The following is a 20,558-nucleotide window of genomic DNA, read 5'->3' on the forward strand; positions in this document are numbered from 1 at the left end:
TCTGGCGCCGGTGTGCCGCTGGACTCGACCGGCGGGATTCAGGTGAAACCCTGCGGAAGTTGCGCGATCACGCCGAAATGCGCACCTTTTCGGCCCGCGGTGTCCGGCGAGCGGTCACGACGGGGCTGGCAGACCGTGGTTTCCGCCCCTGATCGTCGCCGGGAACTCTCAGGGAACCTTCAGGCTGTTTACACACTCGTCCTGGAATCTTGAACCGTACTCGAGCGTTGCTCTCCATGTAACGACGAAGGGAGTTTCGGTGGCTCGCACGACTCGTGTCCGTACCACGGACGACGGTATCGACGGCAAGGACAGCGTCGGTCTCTACCTTGAAGAGATCGCGCGCACGCCTCTGCTGACCGCTGAAGAAGAAGTCGAGCTCGCTGAGACGGTCGAGGCAGGTCTCCTCGCGGAGCAACTGCTGGCCGAGGGGCGGGTTGGACGCAAGAAGGGCGGAGCGCCCAAATATGCGACGGAGGAAGAGCTGGAGTGGCTGGCCGAAGAGGGCCAGCGCGCACAGCAACGGTTCGTGACGGCGAACCTCCGACTGGTGGTGTCGATCGCTCGCCGGTACGGACGATCCCAGATGCCGCTGCTGGACCTGGTCCAGGAGGGCAACACGGGTCTGATCCGTGCGGTGGAGAAGTTCGACTACCGCAAGGGATTCAAGTTCTCGACGTACGCGACCTGGTGGGTGCGGCAGGCCATCACCCGCGGTATCGCGCAGCAGGCCCGAGTGGTCCGGCTGCCGGTGCACGTGGTGGAGCAGCTGAACCAGATCGGGTCGGCCCGGCGCACGCTCGAGCGCAAGCTCGGCCGGGAGCCGGAGATCGACGAGATCGCGGCGGAGCTGGACCTGGACGAGGAGCGGGTCACCGAGTTGATCCGGATCGGCCGGGACCACATCAGCCTGGACAACCCGATCGACGACGAGGGTGAGACCTCGCTGGGCGACCTCATCGCGGCCGAGACCGCGCCAGGGCCGGACCAGCTGGTCGCCGACGCGTCGGACCGCTCGGGCCTGTTCAGCCTGGTTGACCAGCTCGACCCGCGGTCCGCGGACGTGATCCGGCGCCGCTACGGCCTGCACGACGGCCGCCAGGCGAAGCTCGCCGACATCGGCGCCGTGCACGGCATCTCCGCCGAGCGCGTCCGTCAGATCGAGCGCGAGGCCCTGGGCCGGCTGCGACTGCTCGCCGACCCGACCCTGGCCGCGTAAGTCACCACCCCGAAACCCCCAAGGACCCCCGAGCCGCCACCGCAGCCCGGGGGTCCTCTTTTCGTTCTTGCGTCCGAAGATCTGTGGCCTCGGACCCACAGATCTTCGGACGCAACGGATCAGGGCAGGTGGATCCAGGACTCCACTGGCAGGTGGTCGCTGGGGAACTGGCCGTCCTTGCTGAAGGTGTTGATGTTGGCCTTCGAGACCCGGAGACCCGGAGTCGTCAGGATCCAGTCGATGCGGTTGCCGTTCGGCGTCAGCGGCCTGTAGCCGTGGAAGGTGCCGTACAGGGCGCTGCGGCGTTCCGCGGTGACCCAGCTGTCGGCGAGCTTGCCGCTGGTGACGAGCTTGTCGTAGACGTTGACTCCCGCGGCAGCGGCCTCGTTGAAGTCACCCGTCATGACCACCGGCAGCGCCGGGTTGAGCAGCGCCATCCGCTGCATGATCAGATCGGCTGACTTCGACCGCGCCGTCGCATCGAACGCCTCCAGGTGCGTGTTGATCGCGTAGAACTCCTTCGACGTGGCCTTGTCCTTGAACCGGACCCACGTCACCATCCGCGCGCAGCAGCCGCCCCACGTCTTCGAGCCGATCACCTCAGGCGTGTCCGACAGCCAGTAGTGGTCGTACTCCAGCGGCTGCAACCGGCGCGTGTCGAAGAAGATCATCATGAACTCGCCCTTGCTGCCGCCCTCGCGTCCCAGCCCGATCGAGTCGTACGACGGCCCGAGGTCGGTGGCGATGTCCTGCAACTGGGCGTACAGGCCTTCCTGCGTCCCGATCAGCTGCGGTCGCGCCTCGCGCAACTGCTCCCGCATCACCGGCCGCCGGGCACTCCACTCGTTCGGCGGGGTGTCGCTCGCGTAGCGCAAGTTGTACGACATCACGTGCAGCGGACCGTCGACCGCGGCCTCACCGGCGGACTCACTGGCTGCCTGGGAGACGCCGCTGGTGAGGGTCAGGCCGAGCGCTGCGGCTGCGACGAGCGCGGCGAATCTACGGCGGGTGCTGAGCATGGTCAAAAACCTCCATAGGCGGATTGCTCGGAGGTTGGACGTTAACCAGACTCGGTGTCCGGCGGCTAGCCGTAGCGCGTCGAGTACGTGACCGAACGGTTCAGGCGGCCTTGTTCCAGCTGTCGATCAGGGAGGGGAGCTCGGACAGCCGGTGGATGGTCGCGTCCGGCGTACCCTCCGTGTGGCCGATCTGCTCGACCGGGATCGCGCTGTGCGGGATGTGGGCCGCACGCATACCGACGTTCTGTGCGCCCCAGACGTCGTCGAAAAGCCGGTCGCCGACGTACAGGCAGCGGGCCGGGTCGGTCGCGCCGACCGCCTTCATCGCGGCCAGGAACGCCTCCGGGTGCGGCTTCGTGTACGGGATCTCGCTGGTGTAGACCGCGCCGTCGAGCAGGTCCAGTACGCCGTCGCGCGCGAAGATCTCCTCGTGCCGCCGGCGCGACCAGATCGTGTTCGACAGCACGCCGACCTTGAGCCCGCGAGCCCGGATGTCCTGGAGGGTCTGTACGGCGTCCGGCTCGAGCTCGGTGTGTGGGTGCCACTGGCGCTCGTACTCCGCCAGGGCCGCCGGGGTCATCACCACGTCGGCCAGCAGGCAGACGTCCTCGAGCGTGCTGCTCAGGTGCTCGTCGCGGGAGCGCAGCCAGGCGGACCTCTCCGCCTTGTGCAGCCGCGCCGCCAGCTCGTCCGCCTTGGCGTCATCGATCTGCTCCGCCACCGACCGCCAAACGGCGTACACGTCGATGTCGTGCCAGGTGGCCAGCGTGCCGCCCCAGTCGAACAGGACGGCCTCGATCGGTTCGGTCTTCACGTTCGTCACAGCGAATACCCTGCCAGACCACGCCGACAGTTCTCGCCCCGTTTTCTTCAGCTGACCCGGGCGATCCGGTGGCGCTTGCTCAGCCAAACGACGGTGACCGCGTAGAGCGCCAGGCAGGGCACGTCCACGGCTAGCAGCGTCCACGGGGCCCCGCCCTGCTGATCCCAGCCGTCCAGCTGACCGATTGCCGCAGGCAACAAGAAGGCAAACAGGTTGTTCAGCACGTGCAGCGAGATGGCCGCCTCCAGTCCCCCGGTCCGGACGGTCAGCCAGCCGATCACCATCGCGAACACGAAGATGTCCGCCATCGCCCAGCCGGTGTACCCGTGCGCCGACACGAAGGCCACGCTGCTGATCACCAGCGCGGGCCACGGCGTACGGAAGAGTGCCTTGAGCCATCGCGCACGGCCGTCCACCTGGTCCGGCCCGTAGGAGCCGATCGCCTGGATCAGCCAACCGCGGAAGATGAACTCCTCCGCGGCGGACTGGAACGGCACCAGGAAGATGATCACCAGCGCCGGTACGACGAACGCACCGAGACCGACCCACGAGCCGCTGTCGGTCGCGAGCGGATCGTCGGACGGGAAGATCAGCTCAACCACGATGCCGAGCGCGTAGGACAGCACGAGGTAGCCGAGGCCGGGCAGGCAGCACACCAGCAGCCAGCGCCAGCGGATCCGGTTCAGGACGGACGCCACGCTCCACGCGGGCCGGCGTTGCACGAGCCAGGCGGTGAGGAGCACGACCGGCGTGAGGACGCCGAGCATCACCAGGGTGATGGCGATGTTCTCGGTGTCGCTCGGGAAGAAGTCGCTACCCGACGGCTCCGCGACGTCTCCGGTGAGCAACCCGTGGACGATCATCCACGCGATCACAACCCCGCCGATCAAGAAGAACCCGCCGGCGGCGAGGAACAGCGTGCCGACGATCGGCCGCCACCACCTGTGCTTCGCCGTACGCGCCAGGCGGTGGTACGGCGTACTCGGTGGAGCCGCGACGATGCTGGGCTCGCGGACGGCGAACTGGCCTGGGTACGGCGGCGGGCCGCCACCCCACGGCGGCGGCTGCTCCGGCGACCAGAACGGCGGCTGACCTGGCGGCGGATACTGCCCCGGCGCTGGGTATTGGCCTGGCGGTGGGTATTGGCCCGGCTGGGGGTACGGCTGTTGGTATGGACCCGCCGGCGGATACGGCCCTTGCTGCGGGTGGGGTGCCGGTGGTGGGTACTGACCGGGCTGCGAATATGGGCCGGGCTGTTGCGGGTTCGGTGGGACCCAAGGTTGAGGCTGGCCGCCGGGTGGTGGCTGGCTGCCTGGGCGCGGCGAATCCTGCGGCCGTGGTTCGCCTTGTTGCGGGTCCATGACTGGACTCTAGAAGATCCGGACAACTAAGACCTGGAGGAAAGCGCAGTGGTGACAGATCCGACCCCGGGACCGACCGCGTCGACGCGAGTACTGCCGCAGTCGGTCCTGATGCCGCTGACCGGATCGGCGATCTTCCTGGTGGTCCGGATCGAACCCGGCGGCGAGGAGAAGACCCGTGATCTGCTCGAACGGATCAGCGGCCTGACCCGTTCGGTCGGCTTCCGTGTACCTGCGGGCAACTTGTCCTGCGTCACCAGCATCGGGTCCGACGCGTGGGACCGGCTCTTCAGCGGCCCGCGACCGGCCGAGCTGCACCCGTTCGCCGAACTGCGCGGCGCCAAGCATCACGCGGTCGCCACTCCCGGCGATCTGTTGTTCCACATCCGCGCCGCCCACCAGGACCAGTGCTTCGAGCTTGCCGGCCAGATCATGAACGGCCTCGACGGCGCCGCGACCGTGGTCGACGAGGTCCACGGTTTCAAGTACTTCGAGATGCGCGACCTGCTCGGCTTCGTCGACGGCACCGAGAACCCGACCGGTTCCGAGGCCGAGGACGCCGTACTGATCGGAGCCGAGGACCCGGACTTCGCGGGCGGCAGCTATGTGATCGTGCAGAAGTACCTGCACGACCTGAAGGCATGGAACGCGCTCACGGTCGAGCAGCAGGAGCACGTGGTCGGCCGGACCAAGCTCGAGGACATCGAACTGTCCGACGACGTGAAGCCGAGCAACGCGCACATCGCGCTGAACGTGATCGAGGACGAGGACGGCAACGAGCTGCAGATCCTGCGTGACAACATGCCGTTCGGGACGATCGGGACGCAGGAGTTCGGCACCTACTTCATCGGCTACGCGAAGTCCCCGTCGGTCACCGAGTTGATGCTGCGCCGGATGTTCCTCGGCGAACCCGAGGGCAACTACGACCGCATCCTCGATTTCTCGACCGCGGTCACCGGCACGTTGTTCTTCACCCCGTCGGCCGCGTTCCTCGACGACCTCCCGCCGGCTCCCTGACCCACCCTGAAGGGCCAGGGAGCCGACGGAGCCTCACTCCCCGAACACCGGCTCGTCGACGGCCAGGTTCATGACCCGGAAGTCGAAGGGGTTCGGGAACGTGCCGGGCACCTTGCCGAGGCTCTGGATCACCGTGGCCGCGCCGTTCGCGTGCCCGACTGCGTAGAGGTAGCCGGAGCCGGTGTCCTTGTCGATGCCCAGCAGCAGCGACCCGGTCCGGCCGCAACGACTGGCGATCAGCGTCTCGAAGCCCTGCCAGGTCCGAATGCGCACTTTCTTGACGATCGGCGTCGTCGGCTGGCTGTGTGGGATCCGGACCGTGTACAGCGCTCCCCCGCGCGTGGTCACGAGCAGCGTGTCGTAGGTCGCCGTACGGCTGAACAGCGCCATCGTCTTGACCGCGCCGTAGCCGCTGAAGATCCCGTTGCGCGTCCAGACCGGCTTGTCGTTCACGTACCGAACCAGCCAGCGGTGGAGCGTCCCATCCGAGTGCAGCGCGTACTGGCGCTCGTACTGTTCGGGATCCGCCCCCACCGGCTGTGAGGTAACCAGCGCCCGGTACGGCGTCCAGCCGCCGCCGATCCGGACGAGCCGGCTGTCCTTGGGTACTTCGGCCGAGCCCTCGACCCAGTACCGGAAGTCGTAGAGGACATCGCCCGCGACCAGGTAGCCGCCGAGCCCTCGGGTGTTCCAGTCGGCGTCCGGATTCAGCCACCAGTCGGAGTAGTAGCGAACCGGCAGATTGAGCGTGCCCCGGGCCGGCCGCAGGTCGCTCCGCTTGATCGGCTTCGTCGCCTCGATGTAGGCGCGGAAGTGATCACCGGCGGTCGTCGCGGACGCCGCTTCGACCGCGCACGGGACTGTCGCACTCGGTGCGGCCTGCGCGGCCGTGGCTGGTGTGGTCAGGGCCGCGGTCAGCGTGAGACCGGCCGCCGCGGCAAGGGTGCGTCCGAGCATCGTCGTCGTCCTCCCCAGAGACGCCTGTGCAACCTTCGATGCGTGGGCGGCCGGGAAAGTTGTGGTGCCCGAAAGTGTCGGTGGGATGGGTGAGACTGGGGGCATGTTGCTCTCCGAGGTGGTCGAGACGTCGACCGGGCTGGCCGGGACCCGCTCACGCCTGAAGAAGGCGGAGCTGATCGCCGGGCTGCTGGCCACCGCCACGGATCCGGACGAGACCGAGGTCGTGGTCACGTACCTGTCCGGCGAGCTGCGCCAGCGCCGGACCGGGGTGGGCTGGCGGACACTGACGAACGCGCCGGAGCCGGCCGAGACGCCCACGCTGACCGTTGCGGAAGTCGACAGCGCGTTCGCCGAGCTCGCCGTACTGTCCGGCCCCGGGTCGCAGGCGCGGCGACGGGAAGCGGTCGATGCGCTGTTCGGGCGGGCGACTGAAGCCGAGCAGCGGTTCCTGCGGTTGCTGGTCAGCGGCGAGCTGCGGCAGGGCGCGCTGGACGGGGTGATGGCTGACGCGGTCGCGCGCGCGACCGGGATCCCGCTGGAGAAGATCCGGGCGGCGACGATGCTGCGTGGTGCGGCGGCTCCGGTGGCGGTCGCCGTACTGACTGAAGGAGAGGCTGGGCTGGCGCAGTTCGGCTTGGAGGTCGGACGTGGGGTGCAGCCGATGCTGGCGCAGTCCGCGACCAGTGTGGCCGAGGCGCTCGGCAAGACGGGTACGCCGGCCGCGCTCGAGTGGAAGCTGGACGGGATCCGGATCCAGGCGCACCGGAACGGTTCCGAGGTCGTCGTGTACACGCGGACACTCGATGACATCACTGCTCGAGTGCCTGAGGTGGCCAGCGCCGTACTTGCTCTGGACGCTTCGCAGGTCGTGCTCGACGGCGAGCTGATCGCGTTGCGGCCGGACGGACGGCCGGAGGCGTTTCAGGTGACCGGTTCGCGTACGGCGACTCGTGCTGCGACCGGGCCTGATTCGGTGCCACTGACGCCGTACTTCTTCGACATCCTGCATCAGGACGGTCAGGACCTGCTCGGCCTCGACGGCGCCACGCGGCATGAGTGGCTGAGCAAGCTGATCCCCGAGGAGCAGCGGATTCCGCGGCTCGTGACCGATGACGCGGAGGCCGGTCATGAGTTCTTCCTCGATGCGGTGAAGCGCGGGCACGAGGGCGTGATGGTGAAGTCGTTGACCGTGCCGTACGAAGCGGGTCGGCGCGGGTCGGGCTGGGTGAAGGTGAAGCAGACGCACACGCTCGACCTGCTCGTGCTGGCGGCCGAGTGGGGTCATGGTCGCCGTACGGGATGGCTGTCGAACCTGCATCTGGGTGCGCGCGACTCGGAGACCGGCGAGTTCGTGATGCTCGGGAAGACGTTCAAGGGGCTGACGGACGAGCTGCTGCGGTGGCAGACCGAGCGCTTCCAGGAGCTGGAGGTACGGCGGGATTCGTACACCGTGTATCTGCGGCCGGAGGTGGTGGTGGAGATCGCGTTCGACGGGGTGCAGACGTCGCCGCGGTACCCGGCCGGGATGGCGTTGCGGTTCGCGCGAGTGCTGCGATACCGCGAGGACAAGAAGCCCGATGACGTTGATACCGTGCAGACCGTGCGAGCGATTCACGAAGGTACAGCCGATGAGTGAGCCGGCGGAGGATCCAGATGTGGTGTCACGACGGATCGCTCGCGAGTCGTTGGATCAGGACGATCCGACCGGTTGGTTCGAGCGCCTCTACTCTGCCGCTTCGGAGGGCGCTGCGGTCGTGCCGTGGGATCGCGGCGCGGCGCATCCGCTGTTGGCCGGTTGGGTCGCGGAGTCGGAGCCTTCCGGCGCGGGCAAGACCGCGCTGATCGTCGGTGCGGGGACCGGCTGGGACGCGGAGCTGATCGCGGACCAGGGGTACGACACGACCGCTTTCGACATCTCCCCCACCGCAGTCGAGGCCGCTCAGCGGAATCACCCCGACTCCACGGTGCGGTACGTCACCGCGGACCTGCTCGCCACGCCGGCCGAGTGGCATCACGCGTTCGACCTGGTCGTCGAGATCTACACCGTCCAGGCCCTCCCGATCGAGCTCCAACCGGACGCGATCAAGCAGGTCGGCGAACAGGTCGCTCCCGGTGGCACACTCCTGGTCATCGCCGCCGCCCGCGCCGACAACCACCGGACGACGCCGTCGAAGGCCCACCCTGGCCCCTCACCCGAGCCGCCATCAACTCCTTCGCCACCCCCGACCTCCACCAAATCCAACTCCTCAACACCCCCAGCCCCACCAACCCCGCCATCCACCTCTGGCGAGCCGAGTACCTCCGCGACTGAATGATTTCAGTGTGGCGGCGGCTCAAACTGTTGCCCGGGGCACCGACCAGGCAGCAGGCGTGGGCTGAATCAGGCGCTGGCGTTCAACGATCTCCAGGCCGGGCTACTGGCGAACCGTTCCGACGTCCCGTCGCTGGACCTGTTCCTGCGAGAGGACGGGCCGGGTTTCTGCCTCCACGGTCCGCTCCGCGCACACAACCGACGTACCGCTCGCCTCGACGACTGGATCACCGCAGTCGGCGCCGAGCACCCCGGCCCACTGCCCGGTCGACACCGTCCCCGACGACGTACTCAGACCACTCTGGGCACACACGAGCCTGCGGATGGTCGACCCGCTGGCCGCTGACTTCGACGCAGTGTTCAGCCTCGAACACCCTCTGGTGGGCGCATCAATCGCATCCTTCTGGTGCGCTCACGCACCCCTGCCATCGACCTTGACAATCCGCAGAGCTGGTGGTGCCGTCGAACCAGGATCGCCGTGCTCATGAGCGGTCGGGGGCACAGGTCGGCCGCCGGCTGTGCCGTCCCCCGACACAGAGGGGAGCTGAGATGAGCAAGAAGCGAGGAGCCATGGCCGGGGCGGGTCTGATCGCTTTCCTCCTGGCCACCGCAAGCCTCCTGCAGCCGTCGGCGGCGCAGGAGCCGCCACCGCCGATCGCGACCGAGTTCCTGACGCCGCGTTCGGTCTTCACCGATGACGTGGACCTGAAGGTCAAGTTCAGGTTGTCCGGGCAGCCGACCAACGTCGTGAACGTCAAGGATCCTTCGCGGACCGTTGTCGCGAGGTTCACCGTGCAGCCTGGGGCGAGGTTCCCTTGGCACACTCACCCCGGTCCTGTCTTCGTCAACATCGTGTCGGGTGAACTGGTCTACGTCGATTCAGCCGACTGCGTCGAGCGTGCGTACTCCACGGGAACCGCGTTCGTCGACCCCGGCCATGGTCACGTCCACAGTGCGTTCAACCGCACCAGCGGAGTGACGGTCTTCGTGGCCACGTTCTTCGAGGCACCTGCCGAAGGGTCGCTACTCATCCCCGCGGATCCCGCCTGCTGACCACTGGCTGGATCTCACGGAGAGCCGAACCTAAACCTCCTGTTGAGCTTCGGACTTGCCGTCCGGATGCTGCTGTTGTGCGCTTCGAACGGACTAGAACATATGTTCGATAGTGCTGTAGAATCGGGGTATGGCGGGGAACGGTGAGGTTGGGCCGACGGCGCTGCGGATGATGCTTGGGAGTCATCTGCGGCGGCTGCGTGAGCGGGCGGGGGTGAGCCGGTCGGATGCCGGGTGGGCGATCCGGGCGTCGGAGTCGAAGATCAGCCGGCTGGAGCTGGGGCGGGTCGGGTTCAAGGAGCGTGATGTCCAGGATCTGCTGAGTCTGTACGGCGTGACCGAGGCGCGCGAGCGGGAGCGCCTACTGGAGCTGGCCCGGGAGGCGAACAACCGCGGCTGGTGGCATCGGTACGGCGACGTCACGCCGGACTGGTTCGACGCGTATCTCGGGCTCGAGGCGGCGGCCGAGCTGATCCGGACGTACGAGATCCAGTTCGTGCCAGGCTTACTGCAGACCGCCGAGTACGCCCGTGCCGTCGCGCGGCTGACCCCGGAAAGTGCCCGCTCGGAGGAGGAGGTCGAACGCGTCGTCGATCTCCGCACCAGGCGCCAACGCGTCCTCGATCGCGAACCGCCGTTGAAACTGTGGGCAGTCATCGAGGAGGCCGTCCTGCTCCGCCCGATCGGCGGCCGGCAGGTTCTGCGCGATCAGCTCGACGCACTCCGCTCAGCCGTCGAACGCCCGAACATCACCCTCCAGATCATCCCGGTCGCCAGCCCCGGCCACGCCGCCACCGGCGGAGCCTTCTCCATCCTCCGCTTCCCCCAACGCGACCTCCCCGACATCGTCTACCTGGAGCACCTCACCAGCGCCCTCTACCTCGACAAACGAGAAGACGTAGACACCTACACCCAAGCCCTCAACCTCCTCGCCACCACCGGTCCCCCACCCCAATCCGCCCACCAACACCTGACAACCCTCCTCAACCAACTCTCCGCGTAGCCAGGTGGAAGGAACCCCGGACACACAACCGGGACCTCGGACATCTGATGCGGTGTCCGAGGTCCCGATTAGGTGTCCGAGGTCAGGCCCACACCCGCGGGTTGCTTAGCGGGGGTCGTCTGGGGTTTCGGATTCGAGGTGGTCTACTCGGCCTTGGTCTTCGCCGGCGTCGAGGAGGTTGTCCTCGGGGGCTCGGTTGGCCGGGTACTCGGAGAGGGCGATGTCGGGGTGGTGGTGGTCGAAGGCCGGGCTCTCAGAGCGGATCCGCGGGAGTGAGACGAAGTTGTGGCGTGGTGGTGGGCAACTGGTGGCCCACTCGAGGGAGCGGCCCCAGCCCCAGGGGTCGTCGACGTTCACGCGGGGGGTGCGGCGGGACTTGTAGACGTTGTAGAGGAACGGCAACGTCGAGATACCGAGCACGAAGGCGCCCACAGTCGACACCTGGTGCAGGACCGTGAACCCTTCGTTCGGTCCGTACGTCGCATAGCGTCGCGGCATCCCCTCAACACCCAGCCAGTGCTGCACCAGGAACGTCGTGTGGAACCCGAGGAACAGCAGCCAGAAGTGCAGCTTCCCCAACCGCTCATCCAGCATCCGCCCGGTCATCTTCGGCCACCAGAAATAGAACCCGGCGAACATCGCGAACACGACAGTCCCGAACACCACGTAGTGGAAGTGCGCGACCACGAAGTATGAGTCATTCAACTGGTAGTCGAGCGCCGGCGACGCCAGGATGATCCCGGTCAACCCGCCGAACAGGAACGTCACCAGGAACCCGACCGACCACAGCATCGGCGTGTCCATCGACACCGAGCCGCCCCAGATCGTGCCGATCCAGTTGAAGAACTTCACCCCCGTCGGCACCGCGATCAGGAACGTCATGAACGAGAAGAACGGCAGGCTCACCGCACCGGTGGTGAACATGTGGTGGGCCCACACCGCGATCGACAGCACGCCGATGCTCAATGTCGCCGCGACCAGACCCCAGTACCCGAAGATCGGTTTACGGCTGAACACCGGCAGGATCTCGGTGATGATGCCGAAGAACGGCAACGCGATGATGTACACCTCGGGATGCCCGAAGAACCAGAACAGGTGCTGCCACAACAGCGCACCACCGTTTGCCGCCGTGTACACCTGAGCCCCGAGTATCCGATCCGCCTCGAGCATCAGCAGCGCGGCAGCGAGGATCGGGAACGCGATCAGCACGAGGATCGACGTGATCAGGATGTTCCAGCAGAAGATGGGCATCCGGAACATCGTCATCCCCGGTGCCCGCATGGTGATGATCGTGGTGACGAAGTTGACGCCACCGAGGATCGTGCCGAGACCGGCCATCCACAGGCCCATCACCCACAGGTCGCCGCCGACGCCGGGTGAGCGCTCGGCCGTCGAGAGCGGCGCGTACGCCGTCCAGCCGAAGTCGGCCGCGCCACCCGGAGTCATGAACGCGCCCATCGTGATCAGGCCGCCGAACAGGAACAGCCAGTAGCTGAACATGTTGAGCCGTGGGAACGCGACGTCGGGCGCACCGATCTGCACCGGCATGACCACGTTCGCGAAACCGACGAACAGCGGGGTCGCGAACAGCAGCAGCATGATCGTGCCGTGCATGGTGAAGAGCTGGTTGTAGACCTCTTCGTTCACGATCTGCAGGCCGGGCTCGCCGAGTTCGGCGCGGATGATCAGCGCCATCACGCCGGCGATCAGGAAGAACGCGAACGACGTGACGAGGTAGAGCTGACCGATCACCTTGTGGTCGGTCGTGGACAACAGCCGTCCGATCACCTGCCCCAGCGGCCGCCGTGCGGTCCCGACGGCGATCGGACCGGTGCGTTCGGTGATCCCGGTACGTTCGCTGACACTGGCCATGCGACCTCCCGTGCCCCCACTCCGCGCTCGGAGTACCCAGACTCCTTCGATTACACACCCGTCCGCAGCAGGACAACAGACGCAACACCGCGGTGACGCTCCGTAACCGACTCAGCGCGGCGGTCCAGACGTCGCCACCGCCTGTACGTCGGCCAGCCGCAGGGAAGCCGGGTCGCAGTCCGTCAGGCACCACGTTGCACCGGCGGCGGCCCACGGTCGTCCGTCGGTCGTCGGCTCCAGCGCGATCACCACGTCGAACCCGTCCAGCGAACCGCGTTCCGACTCGAGAACCGCGACTGCGGAGGCCACCTGGTCCGGCGATGTCAGGTTCACCGGGAAGTACCCGTCGTACCGCGCCGCCCGGCGGATCGGCTTGAGATTGCCTGGGAAGCCGGCGCACCAGATCGGGATCCGGCCGGCCACCGGCCGCGGCTCGAAGCGGACGGAGTCGACCAGGTAGTGCTTGCCGTGATGGTCGACCGTCTCCCCCGACCAGCCGGCGGTCAGGATCGCCAGGCACTCGTCCAACTTCTCCGCGCGGACCCGGTCGTCCACCTCGTCACCGGATCGCGAGAACTCCCCGGCGAACCGATCGCCGCCCAGCCCAACCCCGAGCGTCAGCCGGCCGTTGCTCAGCACATCCAAGGTCGTTGTCTCACGCAACAGCTTCACCGGCCGGCGGCGGGCGACCGGGGTCACCATCGGCCCGATCCGCAGCCGCTCGGTTGCGACGGCGACCGCGGCCAGCGTGATCCACGGATCCGCCACCGCGGAAATGGGCGGCCGCCACCACAGCTGATCCCAGACGAACAGCCCGTCCCAGCCCGCCTCCTCCGCCGACGCTGCGAGCCGCGCCACCACCAGCGGATCCGCCAGCTCGTCGAACAACGGAATCCACACCGCGTGCCGCATCGTCAACCTCCGGTGTGCTGTACGACGGCATCGACGAAGTCGTCCGCCAACGCCTCGATCACCCCGTGCCCAGCGCCCTTCAACACCACGAACGACGAGCCAGGCACCGCATCGTGCACCGCCTTCCCATGCGCCAGCGGCAACAACGGATCCGCGTCCCCGTGAATCACCAGCACTGGCATCGACAGATCGCCGAACCCACCGTGCACCGGCTCGTCGAACTCCATCGCGTAGTGATTCGTCAACGACGCCTCGAAATCACGAGCCCGCGCGATGTCCCGCCGTACCAGCTCCCGCATTGCCTCGACGTCGACCAGCGCGCCCATCTCGGCGGTCGCCGACTGTACGACGTACTCCTCCAGCGCGGCGCGGTCCGCGAAGTCCGGTTGGGCAAAGCGAGGCATGTCGGCCGACGGCGGCGGGAGGTCGTCGGCACCGGTGCTCGTCGATACGAAAGTCACCGAGGCGACCCTCGTTGGATTGTCGACACCGAGCGCCAGCGCCAGCCCGCCGAACATCGACACACCGACGACATGCGCCCGATCGATGCCCAAAGCATCGAGCAGACCGACCGCGTCGGCGGCCAGATCCCGCATCGAGTACCCAGGCTTGCCGACCGGGTACGACGTCGATCGCCCGGTGTCGCGCTGGTCGTAGCGGATCACGTATCGCCCGCGGCCGGCGAGCTTCGTGCACAGGCTCTCCGGCCACCAGAGCATGGACGCCGAGGCGCCGTGAATCAGCAAGACTGCCGGGTCGGCCGGATCGCCGAAGGTCTCGGCACACAGTTCGACACCGTTGACGGGATAGATGTTTTCCATACCGACGACGCTAAGACGACCGCATCATCGTGAAAAGCGATTGTTTACGATCAAGACAATCGCCATTCGAGATAGCATCTTGAAGCATGTACGAGCTGAGACATCTGGCCACGCTCGTCGCGGTCGCCGACGAGGGTTCGTTCGGCCGGGCCGCGACCAGGCTCGGCTACACCCAGTCCAGTGTCAGCCAGCAGATCGCCGTACTGGAGAAGGCGGCCGGCGGACCGCTCTTCGACCGGCCCGGTGGGCCGAAGCCGGTGCGGATCACCCCGCTCGGCGCCGTACTCCTGGAACACGGACGCGATCTGCTCGCCCGGGCGGACTCGATGGCCGACGCCGTCGACCGGTTCCGGGCCGGCGACGGCCGTATCGACATCGGCACGTTCCAGAGCGTCTCCAACGTGCTGCTGCCCACCGTGATCCGCGAACTGCGCGACGCACATCCGGGCTGCGACATCAGGTTGTTCGAGGAGGAGACCGATGAGCCGGATCTGACCGAGCTCGACCTGATGTTCTTCGACGGCCACGTCGGCGGCGACATCGAGCACCTCAAACTGCTGGACGATCCACACGTCCTCGTCACCCGGCCCGGCGACTTTCCACCAGGTCCGGCGCGACTCGACCAGCTCGACCGCCTACCCCTTGTCGCTCACCCGGCGATCTGCGACCAGGCGAAGGTCGAACAGATCCTTCAGAACAAAGGGATTCGGCCACACTTCGTTTTCCGAACCATCGGCAACGAAGCCCTGCTGGCCATGGTCCGAGCCGGCCTCGGCGCGGCTGTCATGCCGCTGCTCGCCGTACACCAGGACGAGACCCTGGCCATCCATGAGCTCGAGCCCGCACTGCCACCGCGGGAGATCTTCCTGCTGTGGCAGGCCGGCCGCACCCACTCGCCTCTCGCGGCACATGCCATCGAGATCGCGCAGCGAGTGGCGGCCGGCCTGCCAAAGATCAGCTGACCGTCAGGACCTTCGACGCCGTCTGCGTCCCCTGGTGGTCGGCGTCAGCCAGCCACACCACGCGGTACGTGTACGTGCCACGCACCGTCGGCTTGATGCTGAACGCGAACTTCCCGTTCGTCGCCAGCTTGCCCGTCGTCACCGCGACCCAGCTCGTCCCCGAACGCCGCTGCAGGTAGACGGTCATCCCCGCGTGCGGCGGGTTCAGGTACCCGTACAGCGCCGACGCCTGACCCAGCTTGATCGCGCCCGGGACCAGGTACGCCGACATCGCAGGCTGCACCTGGACCAGCAGAGCAGCACTCCGCGTCCCCAGCAGACTCACGCCGCCGTTGTAGCCCCACATGTAGTAGGTCGACACCGTCGGCTTCTGCGCGGAGCTGACTACGCCGTTCGCATCCGACGTGAACTGGCCGGCCACGGTCCACTTCGACGCGGTCTTCGCCTTGGCGTACAGCACGACCGGTACGCCGGCGAGCTTGGCGCCGTCGTTGATCCGCGTGACCGTCGTGCTCAGCGTGCTCGCGCGGGTGTACATGATCGAGGCCGCGCTGGCCGTGATCGTCGCCTTCGTGCCGATCAGCCGCGTGTCGACGCCCGGACCGATCTTGCCGGTGCTGTCCTTCACGAACACCCGGTACGCGTAGCTGGCCGAGTTCGGCAGCCCGCTCACCACGAACGAGGTCGCGGTCCCGTTGTAGATCGCCGCACCCGACGTCGGCAGCGCCGGCGAGGTATTGCCGGATGCGCCGCGCACAATGACGGTTGCGTTGGTCGGCTTGGTCCACCGCAGCGTCGCCGAGCCCGCCGAGCCGGTGGCGCTGAAGCTGGTGACCGGTGCCGGCGGAGCGGTCAGGTCGGCGTAGTTGCGGTCGATGTTGACGCTGACGCCGCCGTACGTCTCGGTGACGTTGCCCGCGTACTGGTGGACGCGCTGGTGGTTCGTCCAGTTACCGGGCGAGATGTATTTGTCGTCCGCGACGGTGGCCAGGTTGTTCCAGCGGGCGAACCACAGATTGTCCGGCCGCGTGTACGCCGTACTCGCGTAGGCGCTGTTCAGGTCCACACCGCCCGAGCCGGCGGCGACGTACGCACCGCCGACGTAGCCGCGAGCGTTGAGCTCCTGGGTCCAGCCGCTCAGATAGGAGAGCACCGAGGCCTTGCAGGCGGCTGTCGAGGGGTAGGCCTCGATGTCGCTGTAGATCGCGCTGCGTTGGGCGAAGCCGAGGGCCTGAGCGGCCGAGACCGCGTTGGCCGCGGCAGTCTTGCCTTGCCCGAGCGCGGTGGCCGGGTCGGTCGACATCTTGCTCGAGTACGAGCTGCACGGCGCCTGCATGCCGACGTCGATCAGCAGGAACTGCCAGCCCTTGCTTGCGTTCGTGGACACCCAGTCAGCGGTCAGGTTCGGCTGACCGCAGGCCCGCAAGCCACCGCTGATGTAGATGCCGACCGCCTTGTAGCCCGAGTCCGGGAGCCATGCATCCATCGTCGCCTGGCTGGGCGCGGCGCAGGTGTCGAACGCCTTGTCGAGCAAGCTGCCCGTCGCAACAACGGACGCCGCGACCGCGGCCGGCTCAGCGGCCTGAGCGGACTTCGACTTCGTGACGACCTTGCCGGTGGCCAGTACGTCGTTCGCCGCCTGCTCGTCACCAGGTGCGTAGTAGGCGGTCGCCAGTACGCCGGCATCCTGTACGACGCGGCGCAGCAGACCGGGCGCGGACTGCTGAGCGGTGGTCAGCGGCTCGAGCACGATGCCCTCGCTGCGACCGACCAGATGGGCAGGGCAGTCGGCCTGAGCGGTACTGCGGCCGAGGTACACAGCAGGGCGGTCGAAACGAACGCAGGCAGTCGGGTCGGCGGCCAGGTCCACGACCGGCCAACTCGCAGGCACCTTCACTTCGTATCCGCGGTAGGACACGGTCTTCGTCTCATCGGCGGCGGCCGGGCGACTGATGGTCACCACTGCGGCCACGCCGGCGACCAGGGCGAGGGCGAGGGCCACCACCCCGGGTTTGTACAGCCTCACAAAAGCTCCTCACTTTCGGCGAACGGCCGGTCCCGAAAGCGCACAGAGCCCCCCAGTCCCAACCCCAGATCCCTAGGTCCTGTCTGCTGATCCCGCGCCGTCGCGAGCAGGTGCTCGGTGCGGTAGCTCGGCGTGCTGGAACGGAGGTCTCGATGCGGAGCATCGTGGCCTTCGGGCCAGTGCGGCGAGATGCCGTGCCGAGTGCCGCGCAGTAGGCGGGGGATCAGCAGACAGGGCCTAAGTCAAGGCGAGCGCCCACTCCTCTGTCGAAGAGCATCCGGCACTCGCCTCGATGGCCAAATGCTATCGATGGAAATCCGGCGGCCCCCACCGGCTGTTTTGGATCGATTGATCCAGAACGTGTTAGGGTGATGGCCATGGCCAGGCCGAGGACGTTCGACGAGGATCGCGCCGTCGATGCCGCGATGAAGTCGTTCTGGACCTTCGGCTACGAAGGCACCTCGACGCAGGACCTCTGCGAGGCGACCGGACTGGGTCGAAGCAGCATCTACAACACGTTCAGCAGCAAGCGGGATCTGTTCGACCGCGCGCTCCGGCGCTACATGGAGACCAAGACCGCGAAGCAGCTCGAGTTGATCCAGCGCAGCGACCTGCCGATCCGCGAGCGCGTCCGCCAGATCCTGTGGGATGCGGTCGAGCCGGATCCGGCCGATCCGCTCGGCTGCCTAGTGGTCAACACGCTGGTCGAGCTCGCACCACACGAGCCCGAAGTCGCCGAGGCGCTCGACCGTGACCATGTGGTCAAGATCCAGGCCCTCACGACGGCCTTCCGCGCAGCGCAGGCCGCGGGCGAGATCGATGCCGACCATGACCCGACCGCACTGGCCGACTACGTCTTCGTCGTACTGAGCGGACTGCGGGTGGCCGCCCGCGCCGGCGCGACCCGCGCTGCCCAGGAAGCCGTCGTCACCTCCGCACTCCGGACTTTCTGACCCCATCCCTACCTCAGTGCCGCGCGCTCGCGTTTTGCACTGATTGATCCAATATGAGAGGAACCCGATGCCGATCGCTGTCTACGTGCTCGGCCTGGCGATCTTCGCCCAGGGCACGTCCGAACTGATGCTCGCCGGCCTGCTCCCCGAGATCGCCGGCGACCTGGACGTCTCGATCCCGGCCGCCGGCCTGCTGATCTCCGCCTTCGCGGCCGGCATGCTGATCGGCGCCCCGATCCTCGCGGTCGCGACGCTGCGCTGGTCCCGACGCGCCGCGCTGCTGTCCTTCCTCGCCGTCTTCGCGTTCACGCACGTCCTCGGCGCGCTGACACCCGGGTACGGGATGCTCATCGCGACGCGGGTCGTCGGGGCCTTCGTGTACGCCGGATTCTGGGCGGTGGCGGCGGTTGCAGCCATCGGACTGGCCGGACCGGAGTCGCGCGCCAAGGCGATGAGCATCCTCGCCGGCGGACTCACGGTCGCCACCATCGTCGGTCTCCCAGCCGGGACGGTCATCGGCCAGCACCTCGGCTGGCGGGCGGCGTTCTGGGTGGTTGCCGGATTGTCGACGATCGCCATGATCGGTGTCATCGCGACCATCCCCGGCGGACGGTCGGACAGTACGCCGAAACTCCGCCAGGAACTGCGGTCGATGGCCGACCCGGCCCTCTGGCTCGCCTACGGAACCACGGCCCTCTCGACCGGCGCGGTCCTGGTCGTCTTCAGCTACCTCGCTCCCCTGCTGACCGACTCGACCGGTCTGTCCGCTGGTTGGGTACCTGTCGTCCTTGCCCTGTACGGCGTGGGTGCGTTGGCCGGAATCACGATCGGCGGACGGACGGCTGACGCTCGACCGTTCACGACGCTACGTATCGGCATGACCGGAGTCATCGCGGCATCCGTCGTACTCGCGCTGTGGACCGGTACGGCGTGGGTCGCCGTACCGGCCATCGTGGCGATCGGTGCGTTCGGGTTCGCCAACAATCCGGCGGTGAACTCGCGGGTGTTCACTGTGGCGGAGTCTGCCCCGACCCTGGCCGCGGCCTTCAACATCTCCGCATTCAACGTGGGCATCACGGCCGGGCCGTGGCTCGGCGGCTTGGCGATCGAGGCCGGCGCCGGATACTCGTCGATGGGCTGGATCGGGGCAGGCCTGGGAGTGCTTGCTCTAGGCACCGTTCTGCTGGCGAGCAGACAGTCGACCGAGGCCCGAGAGCTTCAGCGGGTGTAGCTGTCACCGATACGCCCGGATGATCGCCACCTCCGCCTTCAGGTCCGCCCAGAACTCCGGCCGCGCGTCGACCCGGAACGCCAGCCGATAGACAGTCGCCTTCTCCGGCCCGCGGACGCGGAGGTGCACCTCGGACGGTCCGGGATGTGCGGCGAGCACGTCCCGGAGTTGGTTGACAGTCCGCGGAATCACATTGGTTTGCGCCAGTTCGAGATGGACGATCGCCGCAGCAGTTCACCCGAGTGGTCACACTCCCCAGGGTGGACACGGGACCGGTTCGTGGATCGGGGCGTGCGGTGACCGGGGCGCGTTGCCGAGGTGGATGCGGCGATCGCGTGGTGGATCGGGGTGGCGTGGCGCGGTGCCTTGGCTGTCGGGCGGGGTGGATGCGGCGATCGGGTCGTGGAGCGGGGTGGGTGCGGCGCGTGGGCTGTGGGGCGGGGTGGATGCGGGAGCGGGTCATGGAGCGGGGTGGGTGCGGGATCGGGTCGTGAAGTGGGGGTTGAGACACCTTGTGGGGGGCTGGGACCTGGAATATCAGGTCCCCGCCCCCGGTTGCCTGTCCCGGCTCCTCCGAGATCCCATCGCGGCCGCCCGCGTGCCCCGGATTCGGGGGTTGCCCCGTCAGTTGGGGGGTTGCCCCCTGAGATGGGGGGTTGCCCACTCGGAATCTCGGGGGGCAACCCCCGCGCTGGGTAGGCAACCTCGAGGTGCCGGGCTGATCGGGCCGGGCGGTCTCGGGATCCGGACCGAACCGGCCGGATGCTGGTCAAGCCGGGCGGATCCCCGGGACCTCGTACACCGGGTGGGGGCCTCGGACACCTGATCAGATGTCCGAGGCCCCCACGGGGTGTTCAAGGTCAGCCGATTGCACCAAATCCCCCGGATCCAGGCCCGCCCACCGGATCCACCCAGAACTGTGACCACTCGGGTGAGCTGCTCCGGGATAGCTGCGTCCTTCCCTGGTCGTGGTGGTGTGGGTCAAGGGGCGAAGCTCCCGCAGGGACGCCGAAGG

At 67.6% G+C, this 20,558-nt stretch carries 20 protein-coding genes; 10 read left to right on the plus strand and 10 right to left on the minus strand.

The window, feature by feature from the left end:
- The first annotated feature begins 259 nt into the window (after nucleotides 1-259).
- Nucleotides 260-1,219, plus strand: a complete 960-nt coding sequence (locus tag V9K99_RS26255; RefSeq protein WP_337004875.1) for a sigma-70 family RNA polymerase sigma factor — start codon at nucleotides 260-262, stop codon at nucleotides 1,217-1,219.
- Nucleotides 1,220-1,338: 119 nt separating this feature from the next.
- Here the strand turns inward: V9K99_RS26255 and V9K99_RS26260 are convergent, their stop codons facing one another.
- The 3 genes from V9K99_RS26260 to V9K99_RS26270 all read right to left on the minus strand — a co-directional run bounded on the left by V9K99_RS26260 (nucleotide 1,339) and on the right by V9K99_RS26270 (nucleotide 3,924).
- The gene (locus V9K99_RS26260; protein WP_337004877.1) at nucleotides 1,339-2,238 is read right to left on the minus strand and encodes an endonuclease/exonuclease/phosphatase family protein; all 900 of its coding nucleotides are present in this window, start codon (nucleotides 2,236-2,238) and stop codon (nucleotides 1,339-1,341) included.
- A 100-nt stretch (nucleotides 2,239-2,338) separates the two neighbouring features.
- Entirely contained in the window at nucleotides 2,339-3,061 is a 723-nt protein-coding gene (locus tag V9K99_RS26265) for an HAD family hydrolase (RefSeq protein WP_337004879.1), read from the minus strand.
- Between the two features lie 47 nt (nucleotides 3,062-3,108).
- Nucleotides 3,109-3,924: a CPBP family intramembrane glutamic endopeptidase gene (locus V9K99_RS26270; RefSeq protein ID WP_337004880.1), complete on the minus strand. Its 816-nt coding sequence runs from the start codon at nucleotides 3,922-3,924 to the stop codon at nucleotides 3,109-3,111.
- Here V9K99_RS26270 and V9K99_RS26275 point away from each other — a divergent pair.
- Together V9K99_RS26275 and V9K99_RS26280 are read left to right on the plus strand one after the other, a co-directional pair.
- Nucleotides 3,902-4,153 (plus strand): hypothetical protein, encoded by a 252-nt coding sequence (locus tag V9K99_RS26275; protein ID WP_337004881.1) that lies wholly within the window; start codon nucleotides 3,902-3,904, stop codon nucleotides 4,151-4,153. The genes V9K99_RS26270 and V9K99_RS26275 overlap by 23 nt on opposite strands.
- 320 nt (nucleotides 4,154-4,473) lie before the next feature.
- Complete coding sequence (locus V9K99_RS26280; RefSeq protein WP_337004883.1) at nucleotides 4,474-5,439, plus strand: Dyp-type peroxidase; 966 nt, start codon at nucleotides 4,474-4,476, stop codon at nucleotides 5,437-5,439.
- Between the two features lie 33 nt (nucleotides 5,440-5,472).
- Here the strand turns inward: V9K99_RS26280 and V9K99_RS26285 are convergent, their stop codons facing one another.
- A complete protein-coding gene (locus V9K99_RS26285) occupies nucleotides 5,473-6,396 on the minus strand; it encodes a hypothetical protein (protein WP_337004885.1) in 924 nt (307 codons plus the stop codon).
- 103 nt (nucleotides 6,397-6,499) lie between these two features.
- On the opposite strand from V9K99_RS26285, the gene V9K99_RS26290 reads away from it, so the two are divergent.
- A complete protein-coding gene (locus V9K99_RS26290) occupies nucleotides 6,500-8,035 on the plus strand; it encodes an ATP-dependent DNA ligase (RefSeq protein WP_337323622.1) in 1,536 nt (511 codons plus the stop codon).
- The gene (locus V9K99_RS26295; RefSeq protein WP_337004889.1) at nucleotides 8,028-8,714 is read left to right on the plus strand and encodes a class I SAM-dependent methyltransferase; all 687 of its coding nucleotides are present in this window, start codon (nucleotides 8,028-8,030) and stop codon (nucleotides 8,712-8,714) included. The genes V9K99_RS26290 and V9K99_RS26295 overlap by 8 nt, the downstream gene beginning before the upstream one ends.
- Nucleotides 8,715-8,813: 99 nt before the next feature.
- Here V9K99_RS26295 and V9K99_RS26300 read toward each other — a convergent pair whose 3' ends face one another.
- Complete coding sequence (locus V9K99_RS26300) at nucleotides 8,814-9,023, minus strand: hypothetical protein (RefSeq protein ID WP_337004891.1); 210 nt, start codon at nucleotides 9,021-9,023, stop codon at nucleotides 8,814-8,816.
- Nucleotides 9,024-9,259: 236 nt separating this feature from the next.
- On the opposite strand from V9K99_RS26300, the gene V9K99_RS26305 reads away from it, so the two are divergent.
- Together V9K99_RS26305 and V9K99_RS26310 are read left to right on the plus strand one after the other, a co-directional pair.
- Entirely contained in the window at nucleotides 9,260-9,763 is a 504-nt protein-coding gene (locus tag V9K99_RS26305; RefSeq protein ID WP_337004893.1) for a cupin domain-containing protein, read from the plus strand.
- 130 nt (nucleotides 9,764-9,893) lie between these two features.
- Nucleotides 9,894-10,766, plus strand: coding sequence for a helix-turn-helix domain-containing protein (locus V9K99_RS26310; RefSeq protein ID WP_337004895.1), 873 nt, complete (start codon nucleotides 9,894-9,896; stop codon nucleotides 10,764-10,766).
- A 105-nt stretch (nucleotides 10,767-10,871) separates the two neighbouring features.
- Here V9K99_RS26310 and ctaD read toward each other — a convergent pair whose 3' ends face one another.
- The 3 genes from ctaD to V9K99_RS26325 form a co-directional block, all read right to left on the minus strand.
- Nucleotides 10,872-12,638 (minus strand): aa3-type cytochrome oxidase subunit I, encoded by a 1,767-nt coding sequence (ctaD, locus tag V9K99_RS26315; RefSeq protein WP_337004897.1) that lies wholly within the window; start codon nucleotides 12,636-12,638, stop codon nucleotides 10,872-10,874.
- A 111-nt stretch (nucleotides 12,639-12,749) separates the two neighbouring features.
- A complete protein-coding gene (locus V9K99_RS26320; protein ID WP_337004899.1) occupies nucleotides 12,750-13,550 on the minus strand; it encodes an LLM class flavin-dependent oxidoreductase in 801 nt (266 codons plus the stop codon).
- A gap of 2 nt (nucleotides 13,551-13,552) precedes the next feature.
- Entirely contained in the window at nucleotides 13,553-14,371 is an 819-nt protein-coding gene (locus V9K99_RS26325) for an alpha/beta fold hydrolase (RefSeq protein WP_337004901.1), read from the minus strand.
- 86 nt (nucleotides 14,372-14,457) lie between these two features.
- Here V9K99_RS26325 and V9K99_RS26330 point away from each other — a divergent pair, with 86 nt between their 5' ends.
- Nucleotides 14,458-15,333: a LysR family transcriptional regulator gene (locus V9K99_RS26330; protein WP_337004903.1), complete on the plus strand. Its 876-nt coding sequence runs from the start codon at nucleotides 14,458-14,460 to the stop codon at nucleotides 15,331-15,333.
- Here the strand turns inward: V9K99_RS26330 and V9K99_RS26335 are convergent.
- Nucleotides 15,326-17,359: a DUF1906 domain-containing protein gene (locus V9K99_RS26335; protein ID WP_337004905.1), complete on the minus strand. Its 2,034-nt coding sequence runs from the start codon at nucleotides 17,357-17,359 to the stop codon at nucleotides 15,326-15,328. The genes V9K99_RS26330 and V9K99_RS26335 overlap by 8 nt on opposite strands.
- 377 nt (nucleotides 17,360-17,736) lie before the next feature.
- Here V9K99_RS26335 and V9K99_RS26340 point away from each other — a divergent pair, with 377 nt between their 5' ends.
- Entirely contained in the window at nucleotides 17,737-18,312 is a 576-nt protein-coding gene (locus V9K99_RS26340) for a TetR/AcrR family transcriptional regulator (protein WP_337004907.1), read from the plus strand.
- A 67-nt stretch (nucleotides 18,313-18,379) separates the two neighbouring features.
- A complete protein-coding gene (locus V9K99_RS26345; protein ID WP_337004909.1) occupies nucleotides 18,380-19,543 on the plus strand; it encodes a Cmx/CmrA family chloramphenicol efflux MFS transporter in 1,164 nt (387 codons plus the stop codon).
- 3 nt (nucleotides 19,544-19,546) lie between these two features.
- On the opposite strand, the gene V9K99_RS26350 is transcribed toward V9K99_RS26345, so the two are convergent.
- Entirely contained in the window at nucleotides 19,547-19,735 is a 189-nt protein-coding gene (locus V9K99_RS26350) for a hypothetical protein (protein WP_337004910.1), read from the minus strand.
- Between the last annotated feature and the right edge of the window lie 823 nt (nucleotides 19,736-20,558).

Source organism: Kribbella sp. CCNWLW201 (assembly GCF_037203805.1).
Taxonomy (GTDB): Bacteria; Actinomycetota; Actinomycetes; order Propionibacteriales; family Kribbellaceae; genus Kribbella.